This is a genomic window from Corynebacterium sp. zg-331, from assembly GCF_014267345.1.
Classification (GTDB): Bacteria; Actinomycetota; Actinomycetes; order Mycobacteriales; family Mycobacteriaceae; genus Corynebacterium.
Genome location: NZ_JACMYD010000014.1, coordinates 1 through 26460, shown reverse-complemented (window position 1 = coordinate 26460; position 26460 = coordinate 1). Strand labels below are relative to the sequence as shown.

Here is a 26460-nt window from a genome sequence, read left to right as displayed (position 1 = left end):
ACACAACACAACCACAACCCACACCCAAGACTCTACTTACACCATCCGGGTTGGTGCCGCGGCGACTCCCCATAACCTACACACCCACCACCACACACACAAACACCCAGGCCACACCACGTTTTTCAACCGGTAATACGCTCCACCACCGCACCAAGCACACACAAATCCTCCACGAAGCGCGGATAGCCCCGATCGATGTGATGCACATCGTGCACCACGGTCTGCCCATCCGAAACCAACGCAGCAAGCACCAGACCCGCCCCGGCACGGATATCGGACGACCACACCTCCGTGGAGGACAGCGCCTCCATGCCGCGCACCACCACGTGATGCCCGTCCACGGTGGCATCCACCCCCAGGCGCAGCATCTCGTCAACGAAGCGGAATCGGGACTCAAAGACGTTCTCGGTGATGACGGAGGTGCCCAGCGCCACGGCGGAGATGCCGATGGCCATGGGCTGCAGGTCCGTGGGGAACCCCGGGAAAGGCAGGGTCTGGTAGTCCACCGCGGAGGGGCGGCGCGGCATGCGCACGCGGAATCCCGCCTCATACGTCTCGATCTGCGCACCCGCCATCTTGAGCTTTTCCAGGGGCAGGTGGAGGTGCCGCGGCGCGATGCCCCCGACCGTGATGTCTCCCCTGGTCATCGCGGCGGCGTAGGCCCAGGTACCGGCCACGATGCGATCCCCGATGACTTCGTGATCGGTGGGATGCAGCCGCTCCACGCCGTCGATGGTGATGGTGGAGGTGCCGGCCCCCTGAATGCGGGCGCCCATCGAGGTAAGCATGTCGCACAGGTCGATGATTTCCGGCTCCCGGGCCGCGTTGTCGAGCACCGTGCGTCCCCGCGCCAGCACGGCGGCGGTGAGGATGTTTTCGGTGGCCCCCACGGAGGGAAAGTCGAGGGTGATCGGGGCGCCCACGAGGGCGTCGGCCTCCGCCACCACGGCGCCGTGCTGGATCCGGGTGCGCGCGCCCAGGCACTCCAGGCCGGATTGGTGCATGTCGAGGGGGCGAGAGCCGATCGCGTCGCCGCCGGGCAGCGCCACCACGGCGCGCCCGCAGCGGGCAGTCAGCGGCCCGAGGACGCAGACGGAGGCACGGAACTGGCGCACGGCATCGAAATCGGCGTCGCTGGCGGGCATGGCGGGGGTGGTGATGCGCACCACGGGGCCGTCGATGCTCACCGCGCAGCCCAGCCCGCGGAGCACCTCCTGCATGAGGGGAACGTCGAGGATCTCCGGGCAATTGCGCAGCGTCGTCGTTCCCTCCGCCAGCAAGGCCGCCGCCATGAGCTTGAGCACGCTGTTCTTTGCACCGCTTACCTTCACGGCCCCTTCGAGGCGGGCGCCGCCTGTCACCACAAAACGATCTTTCACGCTTTCTGACCCTAGCGGGAAGCCCGGCGCCGCGGCCACCGCAGGAGGCGCACGATCAGGGCAGCGCGCCGATGCGCCGGGCGGCGTTGACCGCCTCGTAGCGGGTGTGCGCCCCGAGCTTGCGCATCACGGAGCGCAAGTAGCTCTTGACCGTCTCCGGGCCGATACCCATCTCCTCGGCGGCCTCGACGTTGGTGTGGCCCAGGGCCACGCAGGACAAGACGTCGAGTTCCCTGGCGGAAAGCTTGGTGGACTGCTTCACCGGGGCGGGGCTAATCATCTCATCGCACACCAGCTCCAGCTCCCGGCGCACGTCGTCTTCCGCAATGCGGTTAGCCAGCATGCGCAGGCGGGAATGCGTGGAGCGCAGCTGCTCCCACTCCGCCGTGTTGCCACCGCGCCCGACCTTGAGCGAGCCCGCCTTGGTGAAGGCGGCGGTGCGCATGGCCTCATTGACCGCGAAGTCCTGCTCCAGGGTACGCGCGGTCATGGTGACCTCCTCGATCACCTTGTCGCCCAGGCGCACGGGGCTGTGCACACCCACGTAGAGCACGCCGCGGATTTCCCGGTGCACGATCACGGGCACCGCCACCAGAGAGTAAAGCCCCTCGTCCTGGATCGCCTTATCGTTTTCGTGCGAGATCAGGCTGGCGCGGGTGTAATCGCTTACCCCCACGGGGCGTCGGGTGGTCACCACGCGCCCACCCACCCCCACGCCGGGCTCGATGATGAGGTTGTGCAGGGCCGGGGTGCGCAGACCCACCCAGTGCGTGATCTGCAGCCTGCGCCCGGTGGACATGCTGGCAAACAGGGTCACCGGAATGCCGGTGGCGGTTTTCAGCGAGGTTAACGCCGCGCGGATGGCGTCCTCGTCATCCCTGATCCGCTGAGCATCCATGGCAAATTCCTCCTAGAACGCCCCATGCGGGACTCGGCAAGCCGCCGCATCGGGAGTGGGGCAATGGACATCATCCGCAATTCTAACCCCCTGATAGGGGGCAATGGGAACCGCCCGAGGCACCCCGAACCGTCAAAGGATTGCCCCCAATCGCGGGGAAGGTTGTCCGCACGGGCAAGGGCATCCCGCGCGCCCACCAAAAAACATATCCGTTCACCCATAACGAACAGATCTGTCTATAACGATGGTGTACAGTGGTGCTCACCAGCGGGCCGCCGGGCCCGCCTGCGAAAATATCCCATCCGATACCCTCACGAGGAGCGCAAACATGGCGACTGTTTACGACAACATCACCGACACCATCGGCGGCACCCCCCTGGTGCGGCTCAATAACCTCACCAAGGATCTCGACGCCGAGATCCTGGTGAAGGTGGAATCCTTCAACCCCGCCCATAGCGTCAAGGATCGCATCGGCAAGGCGATTATCGAGGCCGCTGAGGCTTCCGGCGAGCTCACCCCCGGCGGCACCATCGTCGAGGCCACCTCCGGCAATACCGGCATCGCCCTGGCCCTGGTGGGCGCCGCCAAGGGCTACAACGTGGTGCTGACCATGCCCGAGACCATGTCCGCCGAGCGTCGCGTGATGCTGCGCGCCTACGGCGCGGAGATCGTGCTCACCCCCGGCTCCGCCGGGATGCAGGGCGCCGTGGACAAGGCCAACGAGATCGTGGCCGAGCGCGAGGGCGCGATCCTGGCTCGCCAGTTTGCCAACCCCGCCAACCCGGCTATCCACCGCACTACCACCGCCGAGGAAATCTGGGCCGATACCGAGGGCAAGGTGGACATCTTCGTGGCCGGCTTCGGCACCGGCGGCACCGTGACCGGGGTAGGCCAGGTGCTCAAGGAGCGCAACCCCGAGGCCCAGGTGTACGCCGTGGAGCCGGCGGCCTCCCCCCTGCTGACCGAGGGCAAGGCCGGCCCGCACAAGATCCAGGGCATCGGCGCGAACTTCATCCCCGAGGTGCTCGACCGCAAGGTCCTTGACGATGTACTCACCGTGAGCAACGAGGAGGCCATCGAGTGGTCCCGCAAGCTCGGCGTGACCGAGGGCATCCTCGGCGGCATCTCCACCGGCGCCAACGTCAAGGCCGCCGTGGAGCTGGCCTCCCGCCCGGAGAACAAGGGCAAGACCATCGTCACCGTGGTGGCAGACTTCGGCGAGCGCTACGTCTCCACCGTCTTGTACGAGGACATCCGCGGCTAAAAGCACCCGGAATACACCCCGCTGCCCGTATCGTTGAGATGGGCAACGGGGTGTACCCTTATCCACCTTCAGAAAGGACGAACGAGGCATGAGTGGGCTGCTGGCAACGCTGCGCGAGGATCTGGCCAACGCGAAGGAGCACGACCCCGCCGCGCGCGGGAATCTAGAAAACGCGGTGGTGTACTCCGGGCTGCACGCCATCTGGGCTCACCGCGTGGCCCACCGACTGTGGACGCGGGGCAGAAAGGGGCCGGCGCGCATCCTCGCGCAGTTCGCCCGCTTCCTTACCGGCGTGGAGATCCACCCGGGGGCCACGATCGGCCGGCGCTTCTTCATCGACCACGGCATGGGCATTGTCATCGGGGAAACCGCGGAGATCGGCGACGGCGTGATGCTCTACCACGGGGTGACCCTGGGCGGGCAGGTGCTCACCCAGACCAAGCGCCACCCCACCGTGGGGGACAACGTGACCATCGGTGCCGGGGCCAAGGTGCTCGGCCCCATCACCATCGGTGAGGGCAGCGCCATCGGGGCCAACGCCGTGGTGACCAAAGACGTTCCCGCCCAGCACATCGCCGTGGGCATCCCCGCCACCTACCGCCCCCGGGGCGACCACGAGCGCGCCAAGCTGGTGGATCCGGACTTCTACGTGATCTAGGCCTCCAGCGTCCCGTATTCGGGGTGGCAGTCGAGGACGTACCGCACCGCAGAGCAGGTGGCCGCGATGCGCCCGCCCCCGGCGCGGACGTCATCGAGGGCACCACGCACCAGCACCGTGGACAGGCCCCGGCCCCGGAAGGACTCGTGGACGACGGTGTGGTGAAAATCCAGCACCCCATCCTCGCGCGGGATGTAGGCGGCATAACCCGCCTCCTGCCCACCCGCGAGGAGGACGTAGCGGCGATGAGGGACATCGTGCGTGATCGAGGTATCCATCTGCCCGAGTGTAACCCAAGAAAAAGAGAGCGGCTCCGCCGCTTTCGACGGAACCGCTCTCTACGGGTGGCCAGAGCCAGGATCGAACTGGCGACCCCACACTTTTCAGGCGTGTGCTCTACCGACTGAGCTATCTGGCCAAAGAAACCACGGGAGTGACCTCTTGGCGACCCTGACGGGACTTGAACCCGCGACCTCCGCCGTGACAGGGCGGCGCGCTAACCAACTGCGCCACAGGGCCATATCTGCGTGCCTCAGGAGTGCCCGTTGCACGAGAAGATACTCTACACAGAACGGCAAGGAACCATCAAATCCGCAGTTCACGGCGCATTTCTGTGGATTGATAAGAAAATTCCCCGGAGGAACAACCTCCGGGGAATCTCTATATTCCTTGCGACCCTGACGGGACTTGAACCCGCGACCTCCGCCGTGACAGGGCGGCGCGCTAACCAACTGCGCCACAGGGCCATATTCAGCATGTGATGAGGCAGGAACCTCGTACCCCCAACGGGATTCGAACCCGTGCCGCCGCCGTGAAAGGGCGGTGTCCTAGGCCGCTAGACGATGGGGGCCTGCCGCTGTGCACGGCTTCCTGAAATATACGCGAGCGGCCCAGCACTACCAAATTGGCAGGCCCGGGGCGGCTAGAATGGCGGCCCATGAGCACCCAGCACGGCTACCACGAGGCCAAGGACGCCTACCTCACCCGCCTCAAGCGCATCGAAGGGCAGGTGCGCGGGGTGCGGCGCATGATCGAGGAGGACACCTACTGCATCGACGTGGTAACCCAGATCAGCGCCGCCACCGCCGCCCTACACACCCTCTCCGTGGCGCTCATGTCCGACCACCTCCACCACTGCGTGGCGGACGCCCTCACGGAGGGCCGCGACGGCGGCGAGAAGATCGACGAGGCCATGAAGGCCATCGGGCGCATGGTGAAGTCCTAGCGGTACTTGGAAAAATCGATCTGGCGACCCAACGCCCAATCCCGATCCGTGCACAGCCGCGCCAGCACCAGGCCCGCGCCGATGGACAGCACCGTCATCGCCGCCGTGGCGGAGTCGGACACCAGGGCGTCCATGTCCCCCGCCCCCATGCCATGCAAGGCGCGGTACATCGCCGGGCCGGGAATCATGATCACCACCGCGGGCACCGTGGTGGTCACCCGGGGGATCCGCGCCACCCGCACCACCACAAAACCCAAGAGGCCCACCACGAGCGCCCCCAGGCAGGTGGCGATGAAGGGAGTGGCGGTGGCGTCGATCAGCGCCCAGCGCACCGCGTTACCCACCGTGCCTATCGACGCCGCCACCAGCGCCATCCGCCGCGAGGAATTGAACAAGAAAGCAAAACCCGCGATCCCCACCGCGCTGGCCACAAGAACTACCGCGTAGCCGGGACGATGAACCGCCCACACCTGCGGACTCAACCCCACCGCCCAGCTCACCGCCGTGACCGCGAAGGCCGCCGCGGCCATGATCGTCATCGCATAGGTCAGCCGCGCCACTCCCGCCGCAATATCGCACCGCGCCAGGTCGATCAGGGCGGAAAAGAGCGGGAAGCCGGGCACCAGGAACAGCACCGAGGCCACGAAACCCGCCTCCGCCGCGCCCATCACCGGGAACAACGCCGCGTACATCGCGCAGGCCACCGCTCCCCCGGCGGCCACCCCCGCGATCATCTGCACGCCGCGCCGCCCCAACCACCCGCGCGTCGCCTGGCCCGCCGCCGCGGACAGCGCCACCGCGATGATCTCGCGCACGTCGAAACCGTTGAGCGCCGCACACCCCGCGCACGCGCAGGCCGCCGCCAGCGCCAGCAGCCACGGCCCCCATCGCTTGCGCACCGCCTCCTCGATCGCATCGAGCTCCGCGTTCAGCTCCTGCGCACTCATCGGCGGGCGCACCCGGTGCGCCAAGCTCTCCAGCGCCTCGATCCGGGAGGCGTCCACCTCCAGGTGCTGCTGGTGGGCCACCACCGTGCGAAACTCCGAGTCCTCGTGAAACGTGCAGGTGATGGTGGTGACGCTGACCACCGCGTCGAGCCCCTCGAAGCCCAACGCCCGCGCCGCCCGCTTCATCCCGCGAATCACCCGGTAGCCGCTCGCGCCCGCGCCCATGAGCATCATGCCCAGGCGCAGCACCGCGTCCGCGCGCACCCCCCGCTCATGCTGATCCCTGAGCTGCGACACCCGAGACACTGGTGGCTCCTCTCTCCTGCGGCAAACCACGGCAACGACACCGATTCTAGGCCCGCGGAGGGCGGGGGCATCAAGAAGTGGTATGCCGCACAGTCCCGAAGATCGACGCCATAGTGCGGGCGCGGGATCGAGTCCTTCGCTCAGCGGGATGGCCTCCGCCGCGCTCGACGCACGCGAGTTCTTCCAGGGTGAGCCAACGAATCAGATTTGCCTCGCGGAGGGTAAGGACCCAAACCTCACGCTCAGATAGCGCAGCTACTGCGGCACCTGAAAACCCATCAACGCCCTACCCGTAAGAATGAGCCTGCTGCGCAGCACCAGGAAGCGCGATACCGCTCGGTAAGTTCATTCCAGCTGAGACCTATACCAAGCCAGCGTTTAACCCGGACTCAGGTAACGGGTACGACCCGGATCAACCGCCGCCTTCACTATTGTGCGGTTCCCTGGCCACCCCGTAGTCTCACACTACGCGCATAGTTTCTTCTCCGTGCTCATGGCCGGTGAACCGCCGATGGTTGAAACCCTACAATACTCCAGGAAGCGATCGACACCACCGGCCAGGCATAGCGATATGCGTACCGGGATGTGTCACCTGCTCGGGCCCGGGCCTCAGTTCAGGTCACGAAAATTTTTTCGTGCGATCCATGCCCATGGAATGGTTGGTTCGATGGACAGAGTCTGTGCGATTGAGGATTCTTTACCTCACTACAGAGCAATACCCTCAACTGGCGGGTGCTGACTCCGGCGCGTCACCGCGCGGGTATGAAGACCATTACCCCGCATGCGCTGCGGCAGGGCACCCCGCCGCATGATGACACGGACTCGGTGCTCCTTGAACCCAAAGATTTTGGGTTCGTCTACAGATGGGCTGATAGAATGCATGATGCACTCCTTAAGTAGGAAGTGTTGCAAGCCGCCTCAATCTTCCGCCAAGTTGATCGGGGGCGGCTTTGCCTTACGCAAGTAAAACTACCACCACAAGTCTGTGTGTGCAAGTTTTTCTAGCGGCTACCTATCCCGTCCATCCCTAATCTGAGCAATCCTCTCACGCGACAACCCCATTGCCGCACCGATTGACGTCATGGATAACCCTGCATCAAGCGCCTTCAACACCGAATCACGCCTCCGCTGTGCGGCTGCTGCCCGCTCCTCTTCCCAAACCCGCTGAGCCCGCTTCACCTCAGCCAGCGCCATCGCCTGCACATCATCCATATCCATGCGCCCTAGTTTAGAGGCCCCCAAAACCATGCCCCGCTTGTCCGGCGGAGCGGTATCCCACCCAGGGTTTAGCGTGCCCCGCCTCCCCCAACCTCCGGCTACCCCCCGTTCCGACGCGGCAACTTTACAGCCCGCATCGGCGACATGAGCGACCCACCACGCATAAAGGTTCAGACTTTTTAGTGACCCTCCTCACCTCCAAAATCACACTTCGTACACACCTAAAAAGGGGTAACTGAAAGGAAACCCTAGGGCACGACATGAAGATCTGTTATTATAACGAATGTAGGAAAAATACAGATCGATAAAATAGTACAAAGGAAGGAGATTTCACGATAAAGATCATAAAAAAGGTGGCCATACCGGTCATTGCATTGATAACATCTGCCACAGCAACTGCATCGGCACTCCCCCAAATTCCCGCCGGAAGTTCAAATCTGAACTTCATACCAAACGAAGGAAGTTCAAGCATCCAAGTCCCAACCATCCCATCTATACCCGAAAATAGTTCAACATCAATTCAGAACCTAATACCTACGGTCACATTGCCAGATGGAAGCTCTTTCACACCAATAGAACTCAGCACTATCAATAACGGCCTCCCAGAAAAAGATAAGACCATCGGAAACAACTACGATGAACTCATCGAATGCCTTGATTATCTCAGGGGGGCCAACGACCCACTGACACTCTTCCATGGAAAAGACGGGGCAACAGCTACCCTAAACTGCGGTGCAGCACGCCATATCATACTCGACAACGGTAGACTTCCATACCCACCAAACCCAGAGCAATGGGCAGACATGCAAGCATGCATGGCCCGCGTTTTCCGCGCAGACGACTGGTCAGGAGCCAACATTCCCAATACGGGATATAAGAGGTTTAACACCTACTCAAACATGTGGAGTTACCTAGTCGTAAATCCCCAAGGATATGTTGCCACAGCATGGGCCGGTGAAGGGACTGGCGATAACTGGGGTTCAAAAGGCTGCTTGGCAGGAATGTTCGGATGGAAGGATCCGTTCTAGAATGAACTACTTATCAATCAAGAGAATAGGAAATGATGGAGGGTTTAGAGTTGAGAATTCTTCTACCAGGTTTCTTGAAGAAGTAATGATAACGGAGGTCACCTTACCCCCAGAAGGTAACCCTACCTTCTCGGTCGCATGGCAAGGGATACCACCCGGGAAGAGTAGGATATTTCAAATTCCATCTTGGATTAAACATCCAAGATTTAGAGCAAGTTACTTGGTTATTACTCCTGCTGAAAAGGTAACCGAAGAGATAAAATTCTAGTAGGAGCTAGAGTATCTACCCCTACTACCCCCGGTTGTAATGTTCAGCCGGGGTCGGGGGATTATTCTTTCGTAGTTGGTAGACCAATGACGGAAGGACTCTCACAACATGAATACTGGTCGCATCGTCAAGCGCTCATGGCCGCTCTTTGTTCTCTTCCCGTTGCTTGCAGCCTGCGGTAATCAGGAACCCACGAGAGAGACAACCAGCGCCACTGCCACCCCTAGCAGCAGCATCGTGGCAACTACCTCAACGAGGGAACCTGCGCCAACCACCATCGAACCCGAGAGCGACTCGCCTGTTGCTGGTGCGCCAGTAGAGCCCCAACCAGAGGAGGTAGAGCCTGCGCAGCCCGCGTCTCCTGTGGAGAAGGCGATCTCTTCGTGTGGTGACCCCAGTCTCCACCAATTCGGCACCACGTTCTACACCGATGGGACCAGCGGGTGGAGTGAAACGTGTAACTCGCAAATGCGGGCAGCGTGGACCCCGCAGCAGTACGCGCCGGTGGAGGAGGCCATACCTCTGGGGGAGTTTGTCCCGGCTGAGCCTTATACCGAGCCAACGTTTAACCCGGATTCAGGTGATGGCTACGGCCCCGACCAACCATTGCCCCCAGCATGTGTGCGGTTCCCCGGCCAGTTTGAGTGTTAAACCCTCCACCTCTCCTCCTCAAATTTTCCAAAAAGACTACATGGAGGCCAATTCAAGCCTGTCTAGCCAGCTATAACGCTCGGGCGCAATATACACTGATACCCCTAAATAAAACCCAATTATTTGCTGGCCTGCAGCAAAGACGGTTGCACGTTTCTAATTGCTTCCCACCGAATCCAGGAACCATTACTCCACCCGAGATGCTTAACCGGTTGTGCCGCTTCCGCCAGAGAGTGAGCTACCACGGTTCCATCTTCTAGGTGTAGTATTTGTCCGCCTTCCCAATACACGCCGTGCCCTCCGTTGGCGCCTCCGTGCTCTACAATCCTCACGGCTGCTAAACCGTAAGCTGCAAGGTCTTCCTGAAGGATATCCGTCAATTCTGCGTCCGTATTGTGTCCTGGAAGATAAATGCTGCGAAACATGTTTCCTACCTTTACAACCGGGTTGTTAGTGGTAGATATCTGTGGGTTGCTGTTGGTCATCGAGATGACTCCTACATGGGGACCTGTTGATGTGTTTTGGGAAGGTGTCCGGTTGGGTCTTGTTATCCTAGGCACCTTCTCAGTTCAGGCTCCCAGATTTTAGATGTCCTCAATGATGACGTCGTCGGGCTGGCAGCCCACCACGAGTGCGGCGAGGGTGGCGAGGTCATTGCCTTCTAGAGCGCTAGGTAGGTGGGCGATGAGTGTGGCGGTCAGCTCGGCGGGGGTGCCGACGGCCTGCCAGCGGCCATTGTCGGCGTCGATCAGAATCATGTCCTAGTTAGACTGACCGACCGTGCCGCATGGTTCCCTGTGCGAAAAAGTGTTCTACCAGCAGGATTCCCAGGCGATTCGTTTGTGATGGGTTTATGATGGAATAAGAAAAGCAGGTGCGGGCTTTAAGCCTGCTACCTGCTTATTTGTGGGCCCTCCGGGGCTCGAACCCGGGACCTGCGGATTAAAAGTCCGTAGCTCTACCAACTGAGCTAAAGGCCCAGTGCCGCACGCGGCACGCGCTCTAGTGTAACCCACGCAGCGCGTATTCCCCGAATGAGGGTCACCGTGGGCGGCACCGCCCACGAAGCGATCCCCTAGCTCAACCGCATGGTGCCGTTTTCCTCCAGGTTGAGGTGGAAGGAGAACGCGGTGCCGAGGTCGTGCGGGGTGTGCAGGTACTTCCCCCGCAGGGCGCGCTCGTGGTATTCCTCCAGCTGGGGACGGTAGTCCGGGTGGGCGATGGCGATAAGCTTCCTAGCGCGGTCGCGCGGGGCGAGGCCACGCAGGTCGGCGTAGCCGTACTCGGTGATGACCACCATGACGTCGTGCTCGGTGTGGTCGATGTGGGAGGCAAAAGGCACGATGGCGGAGATGGCACCGCCCTTGGCCACGGAGGGGGAGATGAAGGAAGAGATGAAGGCATTGCGGGTAAAGTCGCCGGAGCCACCGATGCCGTTCATCACCCGGGAGCCGGAGACGTTGGTGGAGTTGATGTTGCCGTACATGTCGGCCTCGATCATGCCGTTGGTGGCGATCAGGCCCACGCGGCGGATCACCTCGGGGTGGTTGGAGATCTGCTGGGGGCGCAGGATGATGGACTCGCGGTACCGGGCGGCCTCGTTGTTCATCTTCTCGGCGTATTCCGGGGAGAGGGAGAAGGAGGTGGCGGAGGCCACGGTCATCTTCCCGGCGTCGATGAGGTCCACCATGCCGTCCTGGATGACCTCGGTGTAGGCCTGGATGTTCTCAAACTTGGAGTCCAGCAGCCCGGCCATCACGGCGTTGGGCACGTTACCCACGCCGGATTGCATCACGTACTGGTCGTAGGCGAGACGCCCCGCCGCCACCTCGGACTCCAGGAAGCCCAGGAAGTTGCCGGCAATCTGCTGGGAGATCTCGTCGGCGGGCTTGAAGGGGGCGTTGCGGTCGGGGGCGTCGGTCTCCACCACGGCCACGACCTTGGTCACGTCGATGTCGATGGCGGTGGTGCCGATGCGATCGCCGGGGGAGGTGATCGGGATGGGGGTGCGGTTGGGCAGGGTGGGAATGCGGTAGATGTCGTGCATGCCCTCCAGCTCGCGGGACTGCCAGGAGTTCACCTCGATGATGATCTTCTCCGCGGCGTCGAGGAACTCCACGTTGTTGCCCACGGCGGAGGAGGGAACGATGGCGCCGTCCTCGGTGATGCGCACGGCCTCCACGATGGCGACGTTCATGGCGCCAAAGAAACCCTGCTCCACGAACATGCCCAGATGGGAAAGGTGGATGTCCGCGTACTTCATCTGCGCGGAGTTGATCTTGCCGCGCATGGTGGGGTCGGACTGGTAGGGGGTGCGGAAGTTGATGGCGTCGGCCTCGGCCAGCACGCCGTCGGCGTCGGAGGCCGTGGAGGCGCCGGTGAACACGTCGATGGCGTATTCCTCGCCGCGGGAGTGGGCCTCCTTGGCGCGCTCGGCGATGGCGGTGGGCAGCACCTTGGGATAGCCCGCCCCGGTGAAGCCGGACATTCCCACCTTATCCCCATGGTTGATAAATTCGGCGGCCTCCCGCGCGCTCATGACCTTGCCGTGTAGCTGGGCGTTCGCAATCCTCTCGGACACCTTGACTCCTCCTTGACATGCTGATTGATCGCCGCCCGGGAACGTGATCCCCGCCCCGCGACGGCAAACAGTTACCAGGCCCACAGTAGCCGATGAGGCCGCTCCACGCCGCACCGCCCGCCGCGCCCGTGCCCTGGTTTGAGCCCCGGCAACGTCCCACGCCACAATGGGCATCGTGACTTTGCAGATCGGTTCCCTCCGCCTCGATTCCCCGGTGGTGCTGGCCCCCATGGCGGGGGTGACCAACGTGGCCTTCCGCACCCTGTGCCGGGAGATTGAGCAGGAGCGCACGGGCACCTCCGCCGCCCTCTACGTGTGCGAGATGATCACCGCGCGCGCCCTGATCGAGCGCAACCCCAAGACCATGCACATGACGGCCTTCGCGCCCGAGGAAAACCCGCGCAGCCTCCAGCTCTACACCACCGATCCCGCACACACCTACGAGGCCGCGCGCATGATCGTGGAGGAGGACCTCGCGGATCACATCGACATGAACTTCGGCTGCCCCGTGCCCAAGGTCACCCGCCGAGGGGGCGGCTCCGCCCTGCCCTATAAGCGCCGCCTCTACGGCAACATCGTGGCCGCCGCCGTGCGCGCCACCGAGAGCACGGACGTTCCGGTCACCGTGAAGTTCCGCATCGGCATCGACGACGCCCACCACACCCACCTCGACGCCGGGCGGATCGCCGCCGAGGAGGGCGCGGCCGCCGTGACCCTGCACGCCCGCACCGCCGCCCAGCGCTATTCCGGGCGGGCCGATTGGGACGAGATCGCCCGCCTGGTGGAGCACCTGCGCGGCTCCGGGGTGGCGGTGCTGGGCAACGGAGACATCTTCGCCGCCGAGGACGCCCGCCGCATGATAGAACACACCGGGTGCGACGGCGTGGAGGTGGGACGGGGCTGCTTGGGCCGCCCCTGGCTCTTTGCCGAGCTCTCCGCCGCCCTGCGCGGTACCACCCCGCCCGCCGAGCCCACCCTGGGGGAGGTCACCCGGATCATCACCCGCCACGCGGAGCTGCTGGCCGCCCACGACGGCGAGGAGCGCGCCTGCCGCGACATGCGCAAGCACATGGGCTGGTATCTGCGCGGATTCCCCGTGGGCGGGCAGCTGCGCCGCCGCCTGGCCACCGTGAGCAGCCTCGCCCAGCTGCGCGAGGAGCTCGCCCCCTGGGCCGACTCCCCCGAGACCGCCCAGGACGCCGACGGCGCGCGCGGTCGCCAGGGTTCCTGCGCCACGGTGGCGCTTCCCGACGGCTGGCTCAACGACCCCGAGGACGACACCGTGCCCGTGGGAGCAGACATAGACAACAGCGGCGGGTAGCTTTTATCCCTATACTGTGCCCCATGCGTACCGCCTACCGAGAGCGCCTCGATGCCTTCTCCCGCGACCTCGTGGCGATGTGCGAACTCGTAGACGCGGTGCTCGCCAAGGCCTCCCGCGCCCTGCTGCGTTCTTCCCTTCAGGCCGCCGAGGAGGCGCTCTCCGTCAAGGAACAGGTCGCCAACATCGCCGCGCGCTGCGAGTCCCGGGCGATGGAACTGCTCGCCGTGGAGGGGTCGAGGACCCGCGACCTGCGCCAGGTGGTGTCCTCCATCCATATCGTGGAGGACTTTCGCCGCATGGCCGCCCTGGCCATGCACATCGCCAGCACGGCGCGGCGGCGCCACCCGCACCGGGTCATCCCCCGGGATCAGGAGGAAAACTTCGCGCAGTTCGCCCGCCTCGCCGCGGACATGGCGGCTAAGACCCGGGCCCTCCTCGGCGAGCCGAACGCCCGGGCCGCCGCGGCGCTGAGCCTGGACGACGATTCCATCGACGCCCTGCACCAGGCGGTGATGGACGACCTCACCCACCAGCGCTGGAACGGCAGCCTCACCCAGGCGGTGGATGCCGCACTGATCTGCCGCTACTACGAGCGCTACGCGGATCACTGCGTGAGCGTAGCCGCCCGCGTCATCTACCTCACCACGGGTATGACCCGCAGCGAGTACCTGGCCCGCCGCTAGTCCCCCGACGGGGCGTACACCACGTGCTGCTCGGCCACGGCAAATCCCAGCCGATCGTAGGCCTTGAGCGCCGCCCGGTTATCCGCCTCCACGTAGAGGATCACCCGGCGCGCCCCCGCCCGTGTCAGGTGTGCCAGCCCCGCGCGCAGCAGCGGGTCGCCCAGCCGACGGCCGCGGTGCGCCGCCGCCAGGCCCACCACGTAGACCTCCCCCAGGCCCGCGTCCTCCTCGTGCCACTTGGTCCAGTGGAAGCCAGCCAGTTCCCGCCCCGAGGTCAGCAGCACCACGCCCTCGGGGTCGAACCAGGCGGCCTCCATCGCGCGCTCTAGGCGTTCACGATCCCAGCCCCCCTGCTCCGGGTGCCAGTCGAAGGCCTCGTTATTGACCCGCAGCCACTGTTCCAGTACCCGATCCCGGCCCCACTGCCGGGACAACTCCGTTAGGGTGCTCAGCTCGTAGCCCTCGGGCGGCTCGGGGGTGCGCGCGGCCCGGGTCAGGGCGTCCGCCTCGATGCCCAGCACCAACAGGCGGCGGGTGGGGTTCATCGTGCGGGCCTGGGCGAATCCGCGCGCCGCGGGCAGGTCGCCGTGCGCCCAGACGGGCGTGGGAGGCAGGGCGGCGAGGAGCCGCGTGGCGATGCCCCGCCTGCGGTGGGCGGGATCGACCACCAGTTCCGCCTCCGAGTCCTGGGCCAGCAGGCCCACGACCTCCTCGCCCTCGAAGGCCAGGGCGTGGCGGTGGCCGAGGCGGGAGTCGCTCAGGCCCAGGACGAACTGCTCCGAGAGGGCGTCGATGCCATCGGCGCGGCGGGCCCGGTCGAGGAGGGCGCGGGCCGCGGTGGCCTGGGGGCTGCCGGGAAGATCAACAAGGCGGATATTCATGCCAGCCCAGGGTAGTCACTAAACTGTCCAGGGTGGTTGCCCGGAAGAAGATCCTTGCCCTGACCTCGGCCGGTCTGGTGGCGGTGACGGCGCTGGCCTGGGTTGCGGATTCCGCCGTGGCGATGCGTGCCGAGCGCGCCATCTCCATCGCCGTGGCGGGCAATTCCCACCTTGAGGTTCATCCCCGGGTCTACCTGGGCGGTGCGCCCTACACCCAGGCGCTGCTCACCGGGGACATCCCCCGGCTCTCCGTGGAAGCCATGGACGTGGACACCCCCGGGCTGGGGCTCGTCAATGCCCGCACGGAGCTGACGGACATCGAGGTCAACGCCCACCAGGTGCTTAGCGGCGACCTCACCGGGGCCACCGCCGAGGTGTTCACCCGGAGGCTCGGGCTCGACGGCGTGGCCGTGGGCGAGCAGCTCGGCATGACCGACCTTGACATCGCCAACCCCTACGACATTTCTCCCTCCGGGGGGCCCGCCGTGGAGGTGCAGCTCACCGGCACGCCTCCCGGCTTCGACGCGCCCACGACCGTGATCGCCACGCTACGCCTCGATGGCCCCATCTTCCGCATGACCCCGATCACGCTGAGCGAGGTACCCCCGGCGCGGGCCGAGGAGGTCAAGCGCGCCTTTAGCTGGGAATTAGACACCCGTTCCCTGCCGCTGGCCGGGCAGGCCGAGGGCGTGCACGTCTCCGGGGGCTCCCTCTACTTCACCGCGCGGCGGCGCAATATTACCGTGGAGTTTGCCGATCTTTCTCCCCTTGAGGCCGCCGAGCATTCCGCCTACGATGACACCGCCTACGGGGCGGGATAATCCGGTGGGTGGGGCGTCCTGACCCCTGCGCAGACGCGAAAAACCTCACCCTTGTGTGACGGATGGGGTTATCGGGAGCAACGAAAGCCAGCGAAAACCTAGCGCACGCGAATAAAGTCGCGCAGTGCGCGGCCCACCGAGCGCGGCACCGAGAACGGCTCACCGGGCGGAACCATGACCTCCAGGGCACCGGGCACGCACCCCAGGGTGACGGCGGTGTAATCGCCCTCGTACTCCCCGTCCACCTGAAAATGCTCGGGGGCGGGGCAGGCGAGTTCCACGGTGGTGGCGTCGTCGAACTGCACGGTGCGCCGCGCGATCCAGCGCTCGAACCACCGCTGGTGGCCCACCCCGATGAGGTGCAACATGCTGGCCACCCCGCCCAGGCCCCGGATGCTGGTGAGGCCGAAGAGGCCGAGGCCTCGGTCGAAGGAGTTGTGGGGGTTGGTGACCACGGGCAGCGGTCCGAGGAAGGTCCAGGGATTGGTGTTCGAGGCGAACAGGAGGGGCATCGCGCCGCGCTGCACCACCTCCCCCTGCCCGGAGGTGGCCCGCACCCGGATGCTCGGCGGGTTGACCTGGGTGCGCAGCCACGCCTCCGTGGACACCGCGAGGTAGCGCAGCGGGGTGGCGGCGAAGCCGCGGCTGCGCACCTGTTCTACCCGTTGGATCACGGTGGCGTCGATGCCGAATCCCGCATTGACGGCAAACCAGCCGCCATTCCAGGTGCCCAGGCAGATGCGGCGGCGGCGATCCTCGCACAGGGCGCGGGCGAGCTGCTCGGCCACGAGGTCGGGGAAGGGTTGGTACCCCAGGGCCCGGGCGAAGACGTTGGCGGAGCCGGTGGGCACCACCGCGAGGGCGGGAATGTCCCGGGCGTCGGGGGCGGTCTCCACTGGACCCAGCAGCCCGTTAATGACCTCATTGACGGTGCCATCGCCGCCCACGGCGATGACCACGTCGTAGTCGCGGCGGGTCAGCCCCCGGCACATCCGGGCGGCGTGCCCGGCCTCATGGGTCATCACGCTGCGCAGGCGCAGCCCCTCCACCCCGCGCAGCGCGGCCGCCACGCGGCGCAGCATAAGCGCGGATTGGGTGGTGGCGTGGGGATTGGAGATCAGCAGCGCGCGCACCCGGCCCAGTGTAGCGATCCCGTCCCGGCCACCCAGTACCCTGGTGGGCATGACCGAACAAAACCACGTTCCCGATACCCCCGGCGATGCCGCCGCCTCCGGCGCGACCCACAGCGGTAGCGATGCGGTGAACCTCGCCGCCGAGCAGTCTAAAAACACCGCCGGGCGCAATATTCCCGCCCTGGAGGATCTGCCCATCCCGGCCGACACCGCCAACCTGCGGCTGGGCCCGAATCTGCACGACGGCCTGCTGGCCCTCCTGCCCCTGGTAGGCGTGTGGCGGGGCGAGGGCCAGGCCGATACCGCCGAGGATGGCCAGTACGCCTTCGGCCAGCAGATCACCTTCGCCCACGACGGCGAGAATTACCTCACCTACGAGTCCCGCATCTGGCGGATCGACGAGGAGGGAAATCCCAGCGGGCTGGATCAGCGCGAGTCCGGTTTTGTGCGCATCGACCTCAAAGACAACATCGAGTTCCTGTGCACGCACTCCACGGGCGCGGTGGAGATCCTGTACGGCTCGCCCGTCAACGAACGCGCCTGGGAGCTGGAATCCGCCTCCACGATGGTCACGGAGACCGGCCCGTCCACCCTCGGGCCGGGCAAGCGCCTCTACGGCCTCATGCCCAATAATCACCTGGGCTGGGTGGACGAGCGGGTGGTGGACGGGGAGCTTCACCCGCGCATGTCCGCGGAGCTCACCCGCGTGGTGGGGTAGGACGCCGGGCTATCCGGCCACGGCGCGCTCGATGAGCGCCCGGATCTCCTCCTCGTTGGCGGGGGCCGGAAGCTCTTTCCCGTTGAGGCTTCGCACCCGGGCCGCCAGGCGCACGGAGCTGACCAGCCATACGGACTGCGCCGCCGCGAGGTCGGCCACCGTGAGGTCCTTGGTCTTGCAGCGCCACCCGGCGGCCTCGGCGGCGTCGAAGAGCGCGGCCTGGGTGGTGCCCGCCAGCACGCCGAGGCCGGGGGTGGGGGTGCGCATCCTGCCGCTCTTTTTGACCACCACCACGGTGGAGGTCACCCCCTCGAGCACCCGGGCCTGGTCCCCGGTGCCCTCGGTATAGATCACGTCGTCGCAGCCCTGGGCGCGCGCGTAGCGCAGCGCGGACATCGCCGCCGCGTAGTTGAGCGTCTTGGCCCCCGCGGCCATCCACTCCGCGGCCTGCTCGTTCACGCCCAGCCCGCGCGGCAGGGTCAGCACGCGCACCCCCTCCTCGCGCTGCCTGCGCTGCTCGGGGCTCAGCGGCGCGATGATCAACCACGCCGAGGGATGACCCGTGGCGGCGCGGCCGTGGCTGTAGGTCCACACGCAGGTGCCCTCCGCGTCCTCACCGTGCTCGGCTACCCAGGCGGCCAGGGCCTCGCGGGTGGCCCCGCGCCAGTAGTCCAGGTCGGGGGCGGGCAGCCCCAGGGCGCGCGCGGAGGCCGCGAAGCGCCGGGCGTGGCGCTGCTCGTTGCACACCCGGCCGCGGCGCACCAGGAACGTCTCGAACACGCCGTCGCCGCGCGTGACCGCCGCGTCGTCCCAGAAGAGGAAGGGCAGGGAGGGATTGTGTCTGCGCAGGGAACCGCCAAAGGGCTCCAGAATAAAGATGATGGGCGCGGTGGTACCAGGCATACCTTGAATTATGCCCGCTGCGCGGAGTTACCATCTACCTGTGTCTGATACCACCGCATACTCCTCCCCCCTGCTGGGATTACCCGGTGCCGCACCCGCCCAGGAATCCGATCCCCTCGCCGCGAGCCTGGACAGCCGGGGGGTGGCCTGGCACTACGGCGACCCCCTGGCCGAGCAGCGTCGGGCGGGCCAGACCGGGGTGTTCGTGGATCGTTCCCACCGCAGCGTCGTGAAGGTGTCCGGCCCGGACGCCGCGACCTTCCTCAACAACCTGCTCAGCCAGAAGCTCGACGACGCTCCCCCGGGCTTCCACGCCGAGACCCTCAACCTCGACGCCCAGGGCCGCGTGCTCCATCACGCCGGGGTGATCCGCACCGAGGAGGCGTTCTACCTGGATCTGCCCGCCGAGCAGGCCGCCTCCCTGCGGGACTTTCTCGCCGCGATGGTCTTTTGGTCCCGCGTGGAGATCGTCGAGGCCCCGCTGGGGCTGATCACGGTGCTGGGGGCAGACCCGTCCGCGATCGACGCCGCCCCCGCCACCTGGGTGCGCGCCGCGGACGGGCGCACGGACCTCGCCGTGGAGCGCCATCGCCTCGACGAGGCCGCCGCCGCCCTGGCGGGAGGCGGCCTGACCCCCGCCGGGCTGATGGCCTGGACGGCGCACCGCGTGCGCACCCTGGAGCCGGAGCTCGGCGCGGATCTGGATGCCAAGACCATCGCCCACGAGGTTCCCGGGTGGATCGGCCGGGGAGACCGGCCGGGGGCGGTGCACCTGGACAAGGGCTGCTACCGGGGCCAGGAGACGGTGGCCAGGGTGGAAAACATCGGGCGCTCCCCACGCCTGATGGTGCGCCTGCACCTGGATGGCTCCGTGCCGGTGCTGCCGACGCCGGGTACGGAGATCACCGCGCAAGGGCGGCGCGTGGGTCGGCTGGGTACGGTGGTGCACGATCACGAGTACGGGCCCATCGCCCTGGGCCTGATCAAGCGCTCCGCCCTGGAATCGGCCGACCTGGTGGCCGGGGCGGCCGCGCTGACGGTGGATCGGGACTCCCTGCCCGCCTTCGAGGGCGATAAGGCCGGTCGTGCCGCGATGGAGCGGCTGCGCGGGCGCTGAGTTTTAGGCCCCTGTGCTGCTGAAAGCCGGTGCTGCCGGAGGCGGTGCAGAAATTTTTGAACAGAACCGCTATTGTGTCTTACAGGAATATAGACATACGTACAGCAGATGGGGCATCCGAATACCCTGGATCGCCCGGAAACTCCAAGGGGGTCATCGCCATGGGTCGCGGTCGCGCGAAGGCAAAGCAGACCAAAGTTGCACGCCGGTTGAAGTACAGCACGCCAGATATGGATCTGGAGTCCCTACAGCGTGAACTAGCCGGCAAGGCTCCTCACAGCGCCTACGAGGACTCCTCGCACGAGGATCACGACGACGAGGATCCGTACGCCGAGTACGCCTACTGGAATGACGAGGGCAGCGACCGCTAAGGTTCCCCTCATGACCGCGCGTGCAGGGCGGCACTGCCTCCCCGTGGGGAGGCAGTGCCGCCCTGCACGCGCGGTGAGGCTCAGTAGCCGGGGTGGCTGCCCGTCATCACCACGCGCTGATCGTCGCCCTCGGCGGCGTCCCGCACGGTGCCGATCTCGAAGCTGGGGATGTGGCGGGCCGCCAGCATGGCCAGGGCGCGATCGCGGTCCTTCTGGGAGACCACGGCCACCATGCCCACGCCCATGTTGAAGGTCTTTTCCATCTCTTCCTGGGAGACCTTGCCGAGGGAGGCGATGGTGCGGAAGATCTGCCCCGGCGTCCAGGCACCCCGGGAAACGGTGGCCACCAGGTGATCCGGAATCACGCGGGCCAGGTTCCCGGCCAGGCCGCCGCCGGTGACGTGGCAGAAGGTGTGAATATCGCACTCGGCGGCCAGGGCCAGGCACTCGCGGGCGTAAATCCGGGTGGGCTCCAGCAGCTCCTCGCCCAGGGTGCGACCCAGCTCCTCCACGTGACCGTCCAGCGGCAGACCGGCCCTGTCCAGCAGCACGTGCCGGGCCAGGGAATAGCCGTTGGAGTGCAGCCCGGAGGAGGCCATGCCGATGAGAACGTCCCCGGCGCGCACGCGATCTGGGCCGAGCACCTCGTCGGCCTCCACCACGCCCACGGCGGTGGCGGAGACGTCATACTCCCCCGGTTCCATCAGGCCGGGGTGCTCGGCGGTCTCACCGCCGAGCAGGGCGCAGCCGGCCTGCACGCAGCCCTCGGCGATGCCGGAGACGATCTGGGCCACGTGCTCGGGCACCACCGTACCGATGGCGATGTAGTCCTGGAGGAAGAGCGGCTCGGCCCCGCACACCACCAGGTCATCCACGCACATGGCCACCAGGTCGATGCCGATGGTGTCGTGTTTGTCCATGGCCTGGGCCACGGCGAGCTTGGTGCCCACCCCGTCCGAGCCCGCCGCCAGCAGCGGCTCGCGGTACTTGCCCAGGGCAAATAGGCCGGCAAAGCCGCCCAGCCCACCGCGTACCTCGGGGCGGGTGGCCTTCTTGGCCAGGGGGGCAAAAAGCTCCACGGCGCGGTCGCCGGCCTCGATGTCCACCCCGGCGGCGGCGTAGGAGGCACCGGGGGCGTCGTTGTGAGTCATCATCTCATCTTTCATGGTCGCAGGGGGCGGGGGCTAGGCGGAGGGCGCCTGGAGGCGGGCGACGAGCTCCGCGTTGGGGTTGCCCTGGGGCAGCCCCAGGGGGTACGTCCCGGAGAAGCAGGCGGTGCACAGGTCCGTCATGGGCTGCTTGGTGGCCTCCACCATCTGCTCGATGGAGACGAAGCCCAGGGAGTCCGCGCCGATGGCGGTGCAGATGGACTGCGCCACGTCCGCGTCGTTTTGGCTATCGCCGGAGTTGGCGATGAGCTCCCCGGGGCTGGCGAAGTCGATGCCGTAGAAGCAGGGCCACTTCACCGGCGGGGAGGCGATGCGCACGTGCACCTCCGCGGCGCCGGCCTCCCGGAGCATGCGGATGAGGGCGCGCTGGGTATTGCCGCGCACGATGGAATCGTCCACCACGATGAGGCGTTTGCCCTCGATCACCTCGCGCAGCGGGTTGAGCTTGAGGCGAATGCCCAGCTGGCGCAGCGTCTGGGAGGGCTGGATGAAGGTGCGGCCCACGTAGGAGTTCTTGACCAGTCCCTGGCCGAAGGGGATGCCGGACTCCCGGGCGTAGCCCACCGCGGCGGGCGTCCCGGACTCCGGCACCGGCATCACCAGGTCGCCCTCGGCCGGGAACTCCCGGGCCAGGCGACGCCCGATGTCGATGCGCACGGCATTGACCGAGCGCTCCCGGATCACCGTGTCCGGGCGGGCCAGGTAGACGTACTCGAACACGCAACCCTTGTGCCGGGTCTCGGCAAAGCGCTCGCTGTGGACGCCGGTGGCGTCGATCGCCACCATCTCGCCCGGCTCGATCTCGCGGACGAAGGAGGCGCCCACGATGTCGAGGGCGCAGGTCTCGCTGGCCACCACCCAGCCGCGCTCCAGGCGGCCCAGGGCCAGGGGCCGCACGCCGTAGGGATCGCGGGCGGCGTAGAGGGTCTGCCCGTCGGTGAAGGTGAGGCAGAACGCGCCGTGGACGCGCGGCAGCAGCTCGCGGGCGGCGTCGAGCACGGTCGCGCCGTCCCGGACGGCGTCGGCGAGCAGGGCGGTGAGCACGTTGGTGTCGGAGGCGCTGGCGGCGTCGAGCACGCCGCGCTCGGTGGCCTCGTCGCGCAGCTCCATGAAGTTCACCAGGTTGCCGTTGTGCCCCAGGGCGATGTCCGTGCCGCCCGCGGTGGTGCGGAACATCGGCTGGACGTTGTTCCAGTCCGTGCCGCCCGCGGTGGAATAGCGGGTATGGCCGATGGCCACGTCGCCCTCGAAGGAATCCAACAGCATCTCATCGAAGATCTGGGACACCAGGCCCATGTCCTTATACACGATGATGCGATCCCCGTCGCCCACCGCGATGCCCGCGGCCTCCTGGCCGCGATGCTGGAGGGCAAAGAGCCCAAAGTAGGTCAGCTTGGCCACCTCTTCCCCCGGTGCCCACACCCCAAAGACGCCGCATTCCTCGCGCGGCGCGGTCTCTCCGCGATCGTCAAGGTTCACGGGAGGCGAGACAGGGACGGGAGGACAATGCGTGTTCCTAAGTGCCACGGGCAACATCATAGCTACCCCGAGCCACCCAGCCTAAACAGCGGCAACCAGCGGGCCACCTCCCCGGCCCGCACGCCCGAGGCCTCCACCTCCCCCGCCGCGCACGCCGCCGCGTAGTCCGTCTCCCCCACCGCCAGGCGCAGCCACGTCAGCGCGTTCATCTCCACCACGGTGGGCGGGGTGCCGCGCGTGTGCCGCGGCCCCTCGAGGCACTGCACCGCCACCCACGGCGGCACCCGCAGCTCCACGGCATGCCCCGGGACGCCCTGGGCAAACAGGCGGGCGGAGGTGCGCACCGCCGACGCCACCTCCGCGCGGGCCGGGGCGGGAGCGCCCTCGGGGTCGCGCACCCAGCGCTCTACCGCTTCCACCGCACGCCGCGCGACCAGGGGATCCACCTTTTTCACCACCGCCACAGTATATCCGCCCCGCGCGCCACCGCCCGGCCCGCCCCGAGGCTGATCCCCGCGCGCGGGACACGGTATGGTGGTGAGGTCTCTACGCAGTAAAATCCCAGTAAAAACCACGGAGAACGCTACATCCATGACCACCCCTGCCCCTAAGTCCCCCTCCGTCACCCTGCGCTTCATGGCCGCCCCCACGGACGTCCTCCTCGCCGATTCCCACGGCATCTCCGGCGGCCGCGTCCTGGAATGGATCGACAAGGCCGCCTACGCCTGCGCCACCCAGTGGTCCGGCACCTACTGCGTGACCGCCTACGTGGGCCACATCCACTTCACCCGCCCCATCCCCTCCGGGCACATCGTGGAGGTGCGCTCCCGCATCGCCATGACCGGGCGCACCTCCATGCACATCATCAACGAGGTCTTTTCCGCCGACCCCCGCGAGGGCGTCTTCACCCGCGCCTGCGACTGCCTGGTGATCTTCGTGGCCAAAAGCCCCGGCACCGGCAAGTCCACCCCCGTGCCCACCTTCGTGCCCACCTCCGAGGAGGAGCACCGGGTGCAGGAGGCCGCTCGCTCCCGCATCGCCCTGCGCAGCGCCATCGAGGCCGAGATGGAAAAGCAGACCTACGACGGCCCTTCCGATGCCCCCCGCCTCATCACCCGCTTCCTGGCCAAGCCCACCGACGTGAACTGGGGCGGCAAGGTTCACGGCGGCACCGCCATGGAATGGATCGACGAGGCCGGCACCGCCTGCACCATGGAGTGGTCCGGGGAGCACACCGTGGCCGTCTATGCCGGGGGTATCCGCTTCTACCAGCCCATCTCCATCGGTGACCTCATCGAGGTCGACGCCCGCATGCTGCGCACCGACGAGCGCAGCATGCAAATGTCCATCCACGTGCGCGCCGGCGACGCTCACCGCGGCCGCGCCGAACTAGAGACCGCGATCCACGCCACCGTCTCCTACATCGCCAAGGACGTGGACGGCCACCCCCTGCCCAGCCGCCATTTCACTCCCGTCACCGAGGAGGATCAACGCCTGGCCGAGCACGCCACCATCCTGCGCGACCTGCGCGCCGAGTACTCCCCCAAGCCGCTCATCACGCCCTCCCGGGCCCAGCACGTGGATTAGTTTGGTCGGGGCGGTGGCGGGGGTCTGGGGCCGGGGATTTTCCTCACCGTTGTGTGATGCATGTGATTCCCGGTAACCCCACAACGGTGCCGAAAGTGGCTTCCACTGCGCCGTGGGGACATCGATAGCCACTCCCGTCACACAACGGTGAGGAAAATAGCTGAAGCCTGTTGGCAAGCCCCGTCATCCCCCTGTACACCCAGTAAATACCCTAAGGCTCCAGAGGTACGTTTGACGCACAGCATCCCCGGGAGTGAGTGCGATCAACCCGCATGATACTATATGCGGTATCATGCACTGCATGACAGTTACTAAAATCGAAACCCTCGTAGCGAAGATGCGCACATCCCCTGCCAATGTTCGATTCTCGGATCTCGAAAAAGTATGCAACCACTTCTTTGGAGCTCCCCACCCCACACGAGGGTTGCATCGAGTATATAGAAAACCTTGGCAAGGCGATCCACGCATTAATATCCAGAATAATCATGGAAAGCAAAGAAGTACCAGGTAGATCAGGTTCTTCAAGCTATAGATAAATTACAAGAGAGGTAAAATAAAGTGAATTCGGAGCAATACACTTACCAAGTTTGCTGGTCGGAAGACGATAAAGAGTACGTGGCGACGGTACTAGAATTTCCCTCACTGTCATGGTTGGCACCACACCGTCGAGAGGCTGAGGACGGCCTGGTGACTCTCGTCTCCGAGGTCATCGACGATATGGAGGCCGCAGGAGAAGCGATACCCACGCCACTGGGCGCGCAAACCTACTCCGGAAAGTTTCAGGTACGCACATCCCACTCCCTGCACCGGCAATTGGTGATGGAGGCCGCGCGGGACGGCGTCTCTCTCAACGCCCTCGTGAACAGAAAGCTCTCTGCAGTGTAGGCAACCCCACTCAGGAAGCGACCACCAGCCACATCGCCACGAAGTGCAGCAGTGCGGCCACCAGCGTGGCGGTGTGAAAGTGCTCGTGAAAGCCATAACGACGGGCCCTGCGCCCCGGCCATTGCAACCCATAGACAACCGCTCCCAGGGAGTACACCACCCCGCCCGCAAAGAGCAGCCAGACTACCGCCGGGCCCGCCACCGACCACACCTGCGGTATCAGCGGCACGATGAGCCAACCCAGGGGGAGGTAGATCAGCACGTCCACCCAGCGCGGGTGGCGTATCCACGCGAGGTTGAGCACCACTCCCAGGGCGGCACCCGACCACACCGCCATAAGCAGCCACGCCGCCTGGGAGGAGGACAGCACGATCAGGCTCAACGGGGTGTAGGTGGCCGCGATGAATACCGCGATGGTGGAATGATCGGCGCGCCGCCACCATTCCACCGTGCGCCCACTGCGCCACGGCCCCAGGTGATACGCGGCGGAGACCCCGAAGAGGCCGCACAGGCCCAGAACGTAGACGGTCACGCCGAGGGCCTGCCACCAGGGCAGCGTCATCCACGCATACGTGGCCAGTACCGTCCCTGCTACCAGGCTGATGATCGCGCCGAGAAGATGTCCTATGCCCCGCCCCGTGGGTCGTGGGCCGCGGTCCCACACGTACCGGGTGCGGGCGACTCGACCGGGCGGGGAGGGCATGGGGGTGTGCGTCATGGACGCCCACGCTAGCGCAGCCGACGACGCCACGGCCCGGCATAGCAGAAGCGGGCAAGGTATGTACTCCCTCGCCCGCCTTTTAGCTACGTGGTGATCTTAGATCACGGAGGGCATGCCCTCCTCCAACACCACAGAACCAGACGGAATCGCCTTAATGGAGCGACGCGGAGCCTTCGGCTCTACCGCCTTACCCACCTCAGGCGCACCCTCGGTAACCACCGTGACGTTCTTATCCCGCTTCT

General features: G+C 66.0%; 27 protein-coding genes and 5 tRNA genes. 12 read left to right on the top strand and 20 right to left on the bottom strand.

The genetic code is table 11. The features are described from left to right. Positions 1-125: 125 nt before the first annotated feature. Complete coding sequence (gene murA, locus H7347_RS10425) at positions 126-1382, bottom strand: UDP-N-acetylglucosamine 1-carboxyvinyltransferase (RefSeq protein ID WP_186337502.1); 1257 nt, start codon at positions 1380-1382, stop codon at positions 126-128. Between the two features lie 55 nt (positions 1383-1437). Then, positions 1438-2280 carry an acetate metabolism transcriptional regulator RamA gene (gene ramA / locus H7347_RS10420; protein WP_152823435.1) on the bottom strand — a complete coding sequence of 281 codons (843 nt, stop codon included), beginning with the start codon at positions 2278-2280 and terminating at the stop codon, positions 1438-1440. Positions 2281-2608: 328 nt separating this feature from the next. Between ramA and cysK the strand changes: the two genes are divergently transcribed. Together cysK and epsC are read left to right on the top strand one after the other, a co-directional pair. Next, positions 2609-3544, top strand: a complete 936-nt coding sequence (gene cysK, locus H7347_RS10415) for a cysteine synthase A (RefSeq protein ID WP_152823434.1) — start codon at positions 2609-2611, stop codon at positions 3542-3544. Between the two features lie 88 nt (positions 3545-3632). After that, positions 3633-4202 carry a serine O-acetyltransferase EpsC gene (gene epsC, locus H7347_RS10410; RefSeq protein ID WP_152823433.1) on the top strand — a complete coding sequence of 190 codons (570 nt, stop codon included), beginning with the start codon at positions 3633-3635 and terminating at the stop codon, positions 4200-4202. Here epsC and H7347_RS10405 read toward each other — a convergent pair. From H7347_RS10405 to H7347_RS10385, 5 genes are all read right to left on the bottom strand, one after another. After that, positions 4199-4480 (bottom strand): GNAT family N-acetyltransferase, encoded by a 282-nt coding sequence (locus tag H7347_RS10405; protein ID WP_152823432.1) that lies wholly within the window; start codon positions 4478-4480, stop codon positions 4199-4201. The genes epsC and H7347_RS10405 overlap by 4 nt on opposite strands. A 67-nt stretch (positions 4481-4547) precedes the next feature. Beyond that, positions 4548-4620 (bottom strand) — tRNA-Phe (locus H7347_RS10400). Between the two features lie 24 nt (positions 4621-4644). Continuing rightward, positions 4645-4721, bottom strand: a tRNA-Asp gene (locus H7347_RS10395). Positions 4722-4874: 153 nt separating this feature from the next. Then, positions 4875-4948, bottom strand: a tRNA-Asp gene (locus H7347_RS10390). A gap of 31 nt (positions 4949-4979) precedes the next feature. After that, a tRNA-Glu gene (locus H7347_RS10385) sits at positions 4980-5052 on the bottom strand. 87 nt (positions 5053-5139) lie between these two features. Between H7347_RS10385 and H7347_RS10380 the strand changes: the two genes are divergently transcribed. After that, positions 5140-5427, top strand: coding sequence for a metal-sensitive transcriptional regulator (locus H7347_RS10380; RefSeq protein ID WP_152823431.1), 288 nt, complete (start codon positions 5140-5142; stop codon positions 5425-5427). On the opposite strand, the gene H7347_RS10375 is transcribed toward H7347_RS10380, so the two are convergent. Beyond that, on the bottom strand, positions 5424-6680 hold the full coding sequence (locus H7347_RS10375) for a threonine/serine exporter ThrE family protein (protein WP_370513972.1): 1257 nt from the start codon (positions 6678-6680) through the stop codon (positions 5424-5426). The genes H7347_RS10380 and H7347_RS10375 overlap by 4 nt on opposite strands. Positions 6681-7688: 1008 nt before the next feature. Next, on the bottom strand, positions 7689-7898 hold the full coding sequence (locus tag H7347_RS10370; RefSeq protein WP_152823429.1) for a hypothetical protein: 210 nt from the start codon (positions 7896-7898) through the stop codon (positions 7689-7691). A 353-nt stretch (positions 7899-8251) separates the two neighbouring features. On the opposite strand from H7347_RS10370, the gene H7347_RS10365 reads away from it, so the two are divergent. Further along, positions 8252-8926, top strand: a complete 675-nt coding sequence (locus H7347_RS10365; RefSeq protein ID WP_152823428.1) for a hypothetical protein — start codon at positions 8252-8254, stop codon at positions 8924-8926. 1038 nt (positions 8927-9964) lie between these two features. Here H7347_RS10365 and H7347_RS10360 read toward each other — a convergent pair. From H7347_RS10360 to H7347_RS10345, 4 genes are all read right to left on the bottom strand, one after another. Further along, on the bottom strand, positions 9965-10330 hold the full coding sequence (locus H7347_RS10360; protein WP_152823427.1) for a hypothetical protein: 366 nt from the start codon (positions 10328-10330) through the stop codon (positions 9965-9967). Between the two features lie 99 nt (positions 10331-10429). After that, positions 10430-10603 carry a hypothetical protein gene (locus H7347_RS10355; protein WP_186337500.1) on the bottom strand — a complete coding sequence of 58 codons (174 nt, stop codon included), beginning with the start codon at positions 10601-10603 and terminating at the stop codon, positions 10430-10432. A 149-nt stretch (positions 10604-10752) separates the two neighbouring features. After that, positions 10753-10825, bottom strand: a tRNA-Lys gene (locus tag H7347_RS10350). A 95-nt stretch (positions 10826-10920) separates the two neighbouring features. Next, positions 10921-12426: an acetyl-CoA hydrolase/transferase family protein gene (locus H7347_RS10345; protein WP_186337499.1), complete on the bottom strand. Its 1506-nt coding sequence runs from the start codon at positions 12424-12426 to the stop codon at positions 10921-10923. Between the two features lie 175 nt (positions 12427-12601). Between H7347_RS10345 and dusB the strand changes: the two genes are divergently transcribed. Both dusB and H7347_RS10335 read left to right on the top strand, forming a co-directional pair. Continuing rightward, positions 12602-13747, top strand: a complete 1146-nt coding sequence (gene dusB, locus H7347_RS10340; protein ID WP_186337498.1) for a tRNA dihydrouridine synthase DusB — start codon at positions 12602-12604, stop codon at positions 13745-13747. A 23-nt stretch (positions 13748-13770) separates the two neighbouring features. After that, positions 13771-14433: a PhoU domain-containing protein gene (locus tag H7347_RS10335; RefSeq protein ID WP_152823426.1), complete on the top strand. Its 663-nt coding sequence runs from the start codon at positions 13771-13773 to the stop codon at positions 14431-14433. Here H7347_RS10335 and mshD read toward each other — a convergent pair. After that, positions 14430-15314, bottom strand: coding sequence for a mycothiol synthase (gene mshD, locus H7347_RS10330; RefSeq protein ID WP_152823425.1), 885 nt, complete (start codon positions 15312-15314; stop codon positions 14430-14432). The genes H7347_RS10335 and mshD overlap by 4 nt on opposite strands. Before the next feature lie 32 nt (positions 15315-15346). Between mshD and H7347_RS10325 the strand changes: the two genes are divergently transcribed. Further along, positions 15347-16135: a DUF2993 domain-containing protein gene (locus H7347_RS10325; RefSeq protein WP_186337497.1), complete on the top strand. Its 789-nt coding sequence runs from the start codon at positions 15347-15349 to the stop codon at positions 16133-16135. 98 nt (positions 16136-16233) lie between these two features. On the opposite strand, the gene H7347_RS10320 is transcribed toward H7347_RS10325, so the two are convergent. Further along, positions 16234-17319: a diacylglycerol kinase family protein gene (locus H7347_RS10320; protein WP_227659131.1), complete on the bottom strand. Its 1086-nt coding sequence runs from the start codon at positions 17317-17319 to the stop codon at positions 16234-16236. Between H7347_RS10320 and H7347_RS10315 the strand changes: the two genes are divergently transcribed. Further along, positions 17318-17986: an FABP family protein gene (locus tag H7347_RS10315; RefSeq protein ID WP_152823424.1), complete on the top strand. Its 669-nt coding sequence runs from the start codon at positions 17318-17320 to the stop codon at positions 17984-17986. The two genes, H7347_RS10320 and H7347_RS10315, sit on opposite strands and share 2 nt — an antisense overlap. Before the next feature lie 9 nt (positions 17987-17995). Here H7347_RS10315 and H7347_RS10310 read toward each other — a convergent pair whose 3' ends face one another. Continuing rightward, positions 17996-18889 carry an aminodeoxychorismate lyase gene (locus H7347_RS10310; protein ID WP_152823423.1) on the bottom strand — a complete coding sequence of 298 codons (894 nt, stop codon included), beginning with the start codon at positions 18887-18889 and terminating at the stop codon, positions 17996-17998. A 40-nt stretch (positions 18890-18929) separates the two neighbouring features. Here H7347_RS10310 and H7347_RS10305 point away from each other — a divergent pair, with 40 nt between their 5' ends. Then, positions 18930-20006 (top strand): folate-binding protein YgfZ, encoded by a 1077-nt coding sequence (locus H7347_RS10305; RefSeq protein WP_370513971.1) that lies wholly within the window; start codon positions 18930-18932, stop codon positions 20004-20006. A gap of 161 nt (positions 20007-20167) precedes the next feature. Further along, entirely contained in the window at positions 20168-20377 is a 210-nt protein-coding gene (locus H7347_RS10300; RefSeq protein WP_152823421.1) for a DUF3073 domain-containing protein, read from the top strand. Positions 20378-20457: 80 nt separating this feature from the next. Here H7347_RS10300 and purM read toward each other — a convergent pair whose 3' ends face one another. Genes purM through H7347_RS10285 form a run of 3 tightly spaced genes read right to left on the bottom strand, consistent with a single transcriptional unit; the run spans position 20458 to position 23483 of the window. Further along, positions 20458-21531 (bottom strand): phosphoribosylformylglycinamidine cyclo-ligase, encoded by a 1074-nt coding sequence (gene purM / locus H7347_RS10295; RefSeq protein ID WP_152823420.1) that lies wholly within the window; start codon positions 21529-21531, stop codon positions 20458-20460. 30 nt (positions 21532-21561) lie between these two features. Further along, positions 21562-23082, bottom strand: a complete 1521-nt coding sequence (gene purF, locus H7347_RS10290; protein WP_227659132.1) for an amidophosphoribosyltransferase — start codon at positions 23080-23082, stop codon at positions 21562-21564. Between the two features lie 5 nt (positions 23083-23087). Next, positions 23088-23483 carry a sterol carrier family protein gene (locus H7347_RS10285; protein WP_370513970.1) on the bottom strand — a complete coding sequence of 132 codons (396 nt, stop codon included), beginning with the start codon at positions 23481-23483 and terminating at the stop codon, positions 23088-23090. A 133-nt stretch (positions 23484-23616) separates the two neighbouring features. Between H7347_RS10285 and H7347_RS10280 the strand changes: the two genes are divergently transcribed. Both H7347_RS10280 and H7347_RS10275 read left to right on the top strand, forming a co-directional pair. Beyond that, a complete protein-coding gene (locus tag H7347_RS10280; RefSeq protein WP_152823419.1) occupies positions 23617-24612 on the top strand; it encodes an acyl-CoA thioesterase in 996 nt (331 codons plus the stop codon). Positions 24613-25170: 558 nt separating this feature from the next. After that, on the top strand, positions 25171-25497 hold the full coding sequence (locus H7347_RS10275) for a toxin-antitoxin system HicB family antitoxin (RefSeq protein WP_186337495.1): 327 nt from the start codon (positions 25171-25173) through the stop codon (positions 25495-25497). A 10-nt stretch (positions 25498-25507) separates the two neighbouring features. Here the strand turns inward: H7347_RS10275 and H7347_RS10270 are convergent, their stop codons facing one another. Beyond that, complete coding sequence (locus H7347_RS10270) at positions 25508-26215, bottom strand: hemolysin III family protein (RefSeq protein ID WP_152823418.1); 708 nt, start codon at positions 26213-26215, stop codon at positions 25508-25510. Between the last annotated feature and the right edge of the window lie 245 nt (positions 26216-26460).